Below are 8762 nucleotides of genomic sequence, written 5' to 3'. Positions count from 1 at the left end.
GTGCCTTGTCAACCGGGGGCTCCGCTTGAACCTGGGATCCCTCCACAAGCAGGGGGCTTCGGTTTCCGGCTGTCAGCCAATGAGGATGGTATTCGCGCCATTGACTGACGATTTGATCCAGCCTCCATTGGTAGGCTTCAATTCCGTACAACGCCCTCGCCGCCGCTTCATTGTGCATGCCGATATTCTTCAGGGCAGCCGGATCGCTCAGCAGCATGGCAACCTTATCCGCGAGCCCTTGGGCGTCCCCGACGGGTACCGCCAAATGTCCATTGCCTGTACTTTCCATCAGCTCACCGAGCCCCCCGGAAGCAAAGGCCACAACCGGTTTGCCGCACAACATGCCTTCCAGCGCGGTCATGCCAAAACCCTCGGACACCATGCTCGGTACGACCAGAATGTCCATCGCGCTGTAGACCGACTGAACCGATTCCACGAACGGGATAAATTGGAATCTTGATCTATAACCCGAAAATCTGACATCCGTCAAACAGGTATCGTAATAACGGTGATCCGCAGCCCGCCCGATGATCACAAAACGGCAATCGGGATGGCCCGAGCATAGTGACAACGCCATACGAATAAACTCTCTTAGGCCTTTTTCCGGATGAATAAAAGCGGAAATGTAGCCGATGCACTTATGTTCCTCTTTTAGCCCGATCCCCTTTCGTTCGCTCTGCCTTACGAGATCACCAAAGGAGTGAAGCCGTTCGCTGTCCGTCGATGGAGGGAGCAGGCTGATCGGACTGCTAATTCGCCCGTAAAACACACGGGCGGCAGACTCCGAAATCGCAATGATCCAATCGCTGTAATTGTCTACAATGTTTAGCACTTCCGACGTGAATTCGTTCTCCTGAATCACCTCCGTCACTTTCCAAATGACGGGGATTCCCAGCTGTTTAGCGGCGAACGCGGGCAGCGCGTTGACGATCGTGTTCGTCAGCACCAGATCAGGCGCGTTCTCTCCGATGAGCCTGACGACAGAAGCATAATCGGGATGGCTGCGTAGCTCATCGGCATTCAGCGGCAGCCGGGAATCCGGAGTATACATCCCGTATAGCAAGGGAAAGGTCTGAATCATGACCACCGTTCCCTGCTTTCGGGCATGGTCCGTCAGCTTACCTTCACCTGGAGCCACCAAGATGCAATTGAAATAAGACTGCATCGGCAGAACAGGAGCAGCAGCTTCTCGGCTCCTGTAATGCTTTTGGTGTTGCTGACATGCGAGAACAGCATCAATTTGGGTTTAGTCATATCCATGTTTTAGGCCCACCTGCAAAAATCGTACAGGGGTGCGAATCACACCTCCTTTCACCCAGATAATACAAGATATGAGAGGCGACACTTGCCGGCACTGACACATGCTACCCGTCATTCGTACAAAAAAGCCTCCAAACGTATAGAGACTCGGGTAAATGATCGTGAGCATCTCGTTCAGGCGTTTGCCGTACGTATGGTCGTCTGAAACGTTCTCTCCAAGGCGTTCAAGGCGATCTGTCTGCGTTCTTCCTCTGGGCAAGATGGTATTCAATTTTGTACAATAACTCCTCTGGTGAACTGTAAGTTTCGATCTCCACACCAGGCGTATAAAATTTGGCCAGGTCGCTCCGGCTGTCGCTTAGCTGAAGCGTCGCGCAGGCGGAAATTTCAAAGGTGCGGGGATTAGGGGAAGCTGCGGGAATTTTAATAGCGTTGTTGTTGACGGTATCGTCTTCATGGGAGCGGTGCAGATTGATGACGATCTTTGAGCCGTTATAAGCCTCCGCGGTCTCGGCCGGGCCCATCCATTTGTTGAGCTCGATCCGGTCCTGATAGGCTGTATATTGAGGCAGACGGTCCCACCAGATCCCGTTGAATACGGTATTATGCTGCATGAGCCGGTCGATGATCGGATCAAAAAAGCCGATGCGGTTCCAGTACGCCGAGCCGATAAAGCTGACATCCCGGCGAAGCGGAGATATATTCCTAGATGGCCGGTAGTATTCGGTGTGTGCGGCAAAAGGCAAATGATAGACATTCGTGCATCCCAACTGCTGATAGAAAGGAATGCAGTTGGACTCCAACGTGAAGATGTAGTCGTAATGTTTAACGTTCTCCGTCGTCATGTCGGTATAGTAGGGATCGTCCGTAAGCCAGACGGCCGTACGGATTCCAAGCTGCCGAATGATATCCATCATTTCGTTGTTTACAAACATGCCGTCCAAAGCGAGCACCAGATCTGGAGCCGCCTGCAAAACCGTTTCGACGGTGATCTGCCCCGGTTCGATAATAACCACCTCGGCGACCATCGTCCGGAGTGTGGAAGAGATGGCCTCGTCCAGCGGCGAATAAGGGTACCCCTTGCCCGAAGCGATATACAAGACGCGAATTTGACGGAACGGGACGGATTCCGCCGGCCGGCTGGCGATCACGTCCGCACGGCCTCGCAAATAACCTTCGTCATATCCGCGGCGATAGCCGTCCTGTCGTCCCCTCGCTCTCGCTTGGGCGGAATCGTAACTCAGGGTCAGCTCAGGGACCCTTGAGGGCCATTTAACCTTCGACATATCGACACTCCCTTGTTTGATATTGTCCGGTGTCAGAACTGTTCCAGAAACGTTCTCATCCGGGAAATAAACGTATGCTCCTGCCGAGTCGTGTACAGTCCGCGGGCCGCCATGATTTTCCGCTCCTCTTCATGCTCCAGGTAATAGATGATCTTGTTTTTAAGTTCCTCAGTGGATGTATAGGTTTCGATGTCATAGCCTGGTCTGTAGTAATTGGTGAGATCTTCGCGGATATCTGTGATCTGCATCGCTCCGCAGGCACTGATTTCATAGGTCCTGGGGTTGATCGATTTGCCGCTGATCCGATGACTGTTGCGGTTGTCCTGCCCCCATTCGTCGGGACGGTGGATATTGATGACCACTTTCGCCCCATTGTAATAGCGGACTGTTTCCTCCGGCGGAATAAACCCAAGCCGTACCGAGCGGCCCAGCAAATCCTGCCGGGACAAGCGCTCCCAGAACCCCCCGGCAATCAACACTTTCTTATCCTTCAGAAACGGTGCCATTTCGTCAAAGATAGCGACACGGTTCCAAAAGGCATTGCCGATAAAGCAAATGTCGTACAGGTGCTCCGGTCCGCAGCGCAGGGGCTTGAACATGTCAGCGTTCACGGCCAGCGGCAAATAGTGGACTCTTTTGACCCCAAGAGCACTGTAAAAAGGCACGCATCCCAGCTCGTGGGTAAACACGACGTCGTACGCGGTGCATGCGGCCGCGGTATCCTCGCTAAAATAGGGATCATCGACAAACCAGACGGCCGTCTTGATACCCATCGCGCGAACCCGCCGGATATCCTCCAAATGATTTTCGGGAAATACATGCAGTCCGTTCAATACGAGGATGAGATCCGGACGCTCCTTTTGAGCAAGCTCCAGCATCTTCGGAGCCTCTACGACGATACATTCTCTGACCAGGCTGCTAAGCGCGGCGGATATACCCTGATCAATGGCATGAAAGCCCTGCGGAATATAAAATACTTTCATGTCCCGGTAATAAGGCTCCGGAGCGGGTATCCGTTCCATGACAGCCTGACAGACACCAAGGCGCAAGCCGTCCTCGTAGCCCTGCAGGTAACTGGAGCTTGCCGCCGTTTCAGCCACATTTTCCACAGTCTTCACCCTGTCTGTCTTGAATTGTGAAAGAACAATATAAATATATGCGGAAGAGGCAATTGCATCATGGACGACTGCCTTCGCGCGGATAAATTGGCGGATGCCCTGCCAAAAAACGGCAAAAAGCCTTTCGCCCCATGGCTATCCCATGGAGCGAAAGGCTTGACTGTGTCCCGTTCCCTCATGTTATTACTTGGATTGGTAGGCTAGCAAATGACCATCTTCATAGCCTTTGGCAAAACCCGCGTTGAACCCTTCATTGTAAGCTTCGTCAAATCCTTGGCTGTACGCCGAGTCTGGACTGGTATGAGGCTCTACACCTTGAGCCACAGGCACAGGCAGCACCGGCTTTACGACCCGTTTCCGTTTTCTGCGAATGCTTTTGATCCGATGCTTTCTTTTTTTGGGTAGCAGGTGTTTACGCCGCTTTTTCAACTTGATGACTCGCGCCTTACGGCTAAGCAGCAGGCGCTTCACGGATTTTGGCCTCCGATGACGTTTTTTCTTCGTTATCATCCGTTAATCCTCCTGTAATTCTCGGGTGACTGCGAAATGGGCGGATAGAGATGCGTTTAACCAGGGCGGCGCGGAATTCCCGCTTCGGGGCTGGCACAGGCTGATGCCCGTGAGCATCCGGCATAATGCGTCCTGATGCTGCGTCAGGAGCCGGATATTTTCAAGAAGTGCCCGGGCAGAGAGATCCGACTCGGAAGAAATGTCGGCGATGCTCCCGAGAATCCGGGCCAGCGCCTTTTGGCTGAGCGCGATAGATTGAATCAGCTCCAGCTTCGTTTCCTGCTCACGAAGGAGCAAACTCATTTGCCCATGTCTCCGAGGCCGCCGTAATCACCGCCGCCAAACATGCCTTCTCCACCACCACCACCGCCGCCGCCGTACTCTTCTTCTTCCTGTACGAGCAATGCTTTCAAGTTGCTGCACAATCCATTCTCCATCTTCGTAAGCCCCTCCAAAAGCTCCACGATCTGACCGTGAATCTGCAGAGGCTCGCTCAGTTGATTTTCATGGCTTGCAAACGCATCCGAGTTCAAATGATTCAGCGTCCAGTTCCGCATTTTTTCGGCTTCGACCGCTTTGGCTTCCAGAATCATGGCGATGTTCCACTGGATTTTGGAGGCGGCGTCCAGCATATGCAAAAAGGCCTGTTCTCTGCTCATATCCAGCACTCCCTTACGTTTCTCCCGAAATTATTCCTCTTCATTGCTGCCCATCTCTTTCACCACATGATTCAACGTTTCCGCCAGCGCTTCCTGCAGGTCAGCAATGCTGCTAAGGTAAGAAATAATGCTCTTGTTGATCTGGCTGGAATTTTCAATCAACCCGCTCACACCGTCAAATTCAGGATGTTCATCGGGCAAATCATGAATAATCTGGGCCATCCGGACCGCCACTTGGCGCTCGGCATCCAGAACCCTGGCCATTTGCTGCTTGGAATGTGACATATGGGTAAGCATTTCGTCAATTTTTCCCTGGTGATAGGTCACGCCTTCTGCGAATAGGCGGTCCGCCTGATCCGCATCTGCCTGCTATATCCTATGCCACCATCCTGAAGTCAGTTACGCGATTGGAGGCAGCATCCGTTTTTTTCTCATCATTTTTTTAGAAAACCGTCAAAGCACGGGATTATCCAGGTGCGGGGGGGCGATGATCAGATCCCCTTCCGGCACAGAATTTAACCGCTCGAGCGGCCACACCGATCGTTTTCTCAACGCCATATGCCATCGTTCCAGGGTATGCAGCGATGCAAACGGCCTCAGCGTTCCGCGTGACCATTGGTATACCCGTCCACCGGGGCCCTCCACCAGCTGACCGGCGCCGGCCTCCCCGGCCGATAAGGACTCATCCATTGCTGCCGAATCCAGCATTTCCCTGATCTGCTCGCTTGTCAGAGAATACTCACCGTCTGGAATTTGCCGGATATCTAACCTTGACAGCAGTACGGCTTCTGTACCCACTTGTCCCGCCCCGCCGCTAAGAGCGTACTTCCGCCCGTTCAGCAGAAAATACACAAGGCCAGACTGGTCCCGTACCAGTACATGTGACGGGTAAAAATCATGCCCGCTTCGCAATCCGGGAAACCGAGCCAGCGCGCCTTCCTTCATGTTCGTCACCCAAGCGTAAGGATTATCCCACTTATTCGTGTAATACGACTCGTTATGATGATGGACCGACTCAAACTGCTGGCCCAACTGTTTCATGCTTACGCTTCCGAAATGGTGGATAAACGAATCCCCGGCAATAAACAATTTCCGGCCGGTCAGCCGGAGCCGGATGATCCAGTCGTCGTCTTCATAGTTGCCGATCCGGTACCCCTCATCCAAATAACCGATGCGGTGCAGAACATCTCTGTGGAGCAGCAGGCAAAAGCCGACCAATCGGTCGGCTTCACGCCATTTCCCCTTCGTCCGGCACATTATGACCGGCTGCAAATTCCTATTTAAAAAGCTTTTGCACCGCGTCACCTCATCCTGATGCATATATGGCGGCAAATACGGATTCAGGTCATTCAGCGCAGCGTCTATCCCTTCATCCACCTTATATATAAAAGGAGCCAGTTCCTCGGCGGAGATCACGACATCCCCGTCCGTAAACAACACGATATCCGCCGAGGTCATGGCAGCCCCCATGCTCCGGCCCACGTCATGTCCGAGCCGGCCCGGAACATGGAGGATGCTGGCGATCCGGTGATTGCGTGCAGCCGTGTAGCTTTGATCCCGGCAGCCGTTCAGTACGACGATTACTTCCTGGAACGGCAGCCGTTCCAATTGCTGAAGCACCTTGCCCAGCGTATCCTGTTCATTGCTGGCACAGACGACGGCTGCGGCCGTCCTTGCCAGCGGCAGCGGAATACGGGTGTCCTTTCGCCCGGAGGCTTTGGCATAGCCGCCAGTGTAGCTCTTTGACAGCCGGATCATCGTTCGAATATCCGGACGCTTTTTCACATGTGCCGCGCACCAATCGGAGAACGCCCGCTGAAGCGGCGATTCATAGAGGAGAACATCCCCTTCCCCTTCCCCTTCTTCGGCATCGGCTTTGCCCCCTGCAAGGAGTCCTGCCTGATAAGCGGCATCCGCCAGCTTGCCTTCCCCCGCCCGGTAGATTGACGGTAGCGCCGCACGGCTCCGCTTCGGAATGGCGCGCCTTTCCTGCCGTCGCTTCCTCCCGGCCCAGTTTATTCGAGACCGAGCCGTTACACTTCTTCTTGTTCTTCTTCTCATCAGGCTCACCTTCTCACCCGCTTTCGTTCCCGTCCCAGATCGCTCCGAAGCCCCCTCGGATCCGTTACCGACAAATACCACTTCACTGCCTGAATATGATCCGCAAGAACCACCTCCTGCAGTGGATCTTTTCCGTCCACTTTGGCTCTCCGCTTATTTAACCGTCCTACGGGTATTTCATGAACCGCTTCAACCTTGAGCCCGGCGGTGACTGCCTTCGCTAAAGCAAGGGGAGGGACCGACAGGCATTCGGCTCCAAGCATGTCGACGGCGCGGCGGCTTAATGCATGCGGGACAGCGGTCAGAGAGGCTCCAAGCAGATCGGCGCGGCGCAGCATCGTATTTAGAACATGCTTGGCCTGAACGACCGGATGCGCCTGACGCCGGCGAACCGGGCCGCTATACCGGTTCAGCGCAACATCCACCCCGCCAATAACCGCCGTGACGAAGGGACGAAGCTGGCCGGCACCGATAGGCATGTCTCCGTCCAGGTACAGCATTACCTGACCCCGGGCGGCCTGGGTCCCTGCGCTTCTTCCTACATCATGCCCAAGCGGATGCTCATACCTCAGCACACGAGCCCCCGCAGACTCGGCCGACTCTGCCGTTCGGTCGCGGCAGCCGTTGGCTACGACAATAACCTCGCAGGAAGGATGTACCCGCAGCGCTTCCCGGACCACGGCAGCGATCGTCTTTTGTTCATTCATCGCAGGGATGATCACCGATAAGACCGGAGGAAGGTCGGTATGGGGCATCCGCCTTGCCTGCGGCTTGGTTCGATGCCTGGTTCTTGACCATACGCCCGTCTTCGATGCTTGTCGGTACCTTCGGCGGGTTGGTCGATAGGTTCGTCTGTATCTTATCCGCCTCATCATTCGACATATCCCTCCCTGTCATATCAGCACGTATCTCATCACATCCTATGCCATGGGGAATGCCGTGGAAGCGGCGTTTGTGCAATGTATTTAGGTATCGTTCACGGATTTCATCGCGATACTTGCTGATTATTAAGAGCATACAAAAAAGCGCGGGGACTCTGCCCCGCGCTTGTTACTTATTCCTTATCTTTATTCTCTTTTGGTTCTGCCTCAGTCCTGAACGCGCTTCGCTGCCTCATGCTGCGCTGTGCATAGCCCGTGGTTCCTTTTCCTGATGGAGAGACCGAGCCGATCGCGATCCAGGACAGGAAACCGAAGGTTTCCGGGCCCACCCGTCTTCTCACCACTTCGATAAAGGCGATATCTTCCCGCTGCGTGTTCAATACGGCATAGAAATCGGGATGATTGCACATCGCCACGATCACATAATGGGTGTTTGGATACGGTTCCGGCAGTGTCACCGGTACTTCAACCTGCAGTTGGCCTTCGCCGATCCGGAAAGAAGTGATGCCGTACTGTTGAAGGGCCGGCTGTCCCGAAGCACTCTGAACGGGTGCAAAAGCAAGCTGTTCACCGGTGACCGACCTAGCGGCGATGTGTCTGTTCTGGATCGCCCCGTTCTGGATATGGTCCGAATGGACCGCCCCGGATTGAAGATGCCATTCCTGGATGCTTCTCGCCTGAAGGTGAAGCGGCTGAATCGTTTCCGGCTGGATGTGGCTGCCGTCGATCGTGTTCGGGGCAATTTTATCGCCCGTAACGGCTTCATCTTCCAGCAGACCGGTGGTGACGGACTCCGGCGCCAGGTGATGCGCCTGGACGCTGCCCGGCTGGAGGTGTTCCGAGGATACGGATTCAGAGGCAAGATGATCCGGACCGACCGCTCCTTCTGCAAGATGTTCGCCCTGAATGAGGCCGGGCTGCAGGTGCCATTCCTGCACAATGCCGGACTGCAGATGGTGCGGCTGAATCGATTCCGGCTGGATATGG

11 protein-coding genes are annotated in these 8762 nt (G+C 54.5%); all 11 read right to left on the bottom strand.

Features of this window, described 5'->3' with window-relative positions; translation table 11 throughout:
- On the bottom strand, nucleotides 1-1081 hold a 1081-nt coding region (locus CPT76_RS34440; protein WP_181153236.1), incomplete at its 3' end, for a glycosyltransferase family 4 protein.
- Nucleotides 1082-1113: 32 nt separating this feature from the next.
- Nucleotides 1114-1260: a hypothetical protein gene (locus tag CPT76_RS38160; RefSeq protein WP_181153235.1), complete on the bottom strand. Its 147-nt coding sequence runs from the start codon at nucleotides 1258-1260 to the stop codon at nucleotides 1114-1116.
- Between the two features lie 224 nt (nucleotides 1261-1484).
- On the bottom strand, nucleotides 1485-2546 hold the full coding sequence (locus CPT76_RS34435; protein ID WP_308737729.1) for a glycosyltransferase family protein: 1062 nt from the start codon (nucleotides 2544-2546) through the stop codon (nucleotides 1485-1487).
- A 32-nt stretch (nucleotides 2547-2578) separates the two neighbouring features.
- Nucleotides 2579-3664, bottom strand: coding sequence for a CgeB family protein (locus CPT76_RS34430; RefSeq protein ID WP_374954760.1), 1086 nt, complete (start codon nucleotides 3662-3664; stop codon nucleotides 2579-2581).
- 183 nt (nucleotides 3665-3847) lie between these two features.
- The gene (locus tag CPT76_RS34425) at nucleotides 3848-4135 is read right to left on the bottom strand and encodes a hypothetical protein (protein ID WP_146116522.1); all 288 of its coding nucleotides are present in this window, start codon (nucleotides 4133-4135) and stop codon (nucleotides 3848-3850) included.
- Nucleotides 4136-4177: 42 nt separating this feature from the next.
- A complete protein-coding gene (locus CPT76_RS34420) occupies nucleotides 4178-4477 on the bottom strand; it encodes a hypothetical protein (protein WP_076174124.1) in 300 nt (99 codons plus the stop codon).
- Nucleotides 4474-4833, bottom strand: a complete 360-nt coding sequence (locus CPT76_RS34415; RefSeq protein WP_105446188.1) for an alpha-helical endospore appendage domain-containing protein — start codon at nucleotides 4831-4833, stop codon at nucleotides 4474-4476. Before CPT76_RS34415 ends, CPT76_RS34420 begins: the two co-directional genes overlap by 4 nt.
- A gap of 30 nt (nucleotides 4834-4863) precedes the next feature.
- Nucleotides 4864-5130 (bottom strand): nucleoside-diphosphate sugar epimerase, encoded by a 267-nt coding sequence (locus CPT76_RS34410; RefSeq protein ID WP_105446187.1) that lies wholly within the window; start codon nucleotides 5128-5130, stop codon nucleotides 4864-4866.
- 156 nt (nucleotides 5131-5286) lie between these two features.
- Complete coding sequence (locus CPT76_RS34405; RefSeq protein WP_105446095.1) at nucleotides 5287-6894, bottom strand: glycosyltransferase family 2 protein; 1608 nt, start codon at nucleotides 6892-6894, stop codon at nucleotides 5287-5289.
- A gap of 5 nt (nucleotides 6895-6899) precedes the next feature.
- Nucleotides 6900-7649 carry a glycosyltransferase family 2 protein gene (locus CPT76_RS34400; protein WP_258169082.1) on the bottom strand — a complete coding sequence of 250 codons (750 nt, stop codon included), beginning with the start codon at nucleotides 7647-7649 and terminating at the stop codon, nucleotides 6900-6902.
- Between the two features lie 299 nt (nucleotides 7650-7948).
- Nucleotides 7949-8762, bottom strand: an 814-nt coding sequence (locus CPT76_RS34395) for a WIAG-tail domain (protein ID WP_146116521.1), incomplete at its 5' end; no start/stop codon positions are given.

This window comes from Paenibacillus sp. AR247, assembly GCF_002968895.1.
In the GTDB taxonomy this organism is placed as follows: domain Bacteria; phylum Bacillota; class Bacilli; order Paenibacillales; family Paenibacillaceae; genus Paenibacillus_AQ; species Paenibacillus_AQ favisporus.
This window is presented reverse-complemented; position numbering and strand designations above follow the sequence as displayed.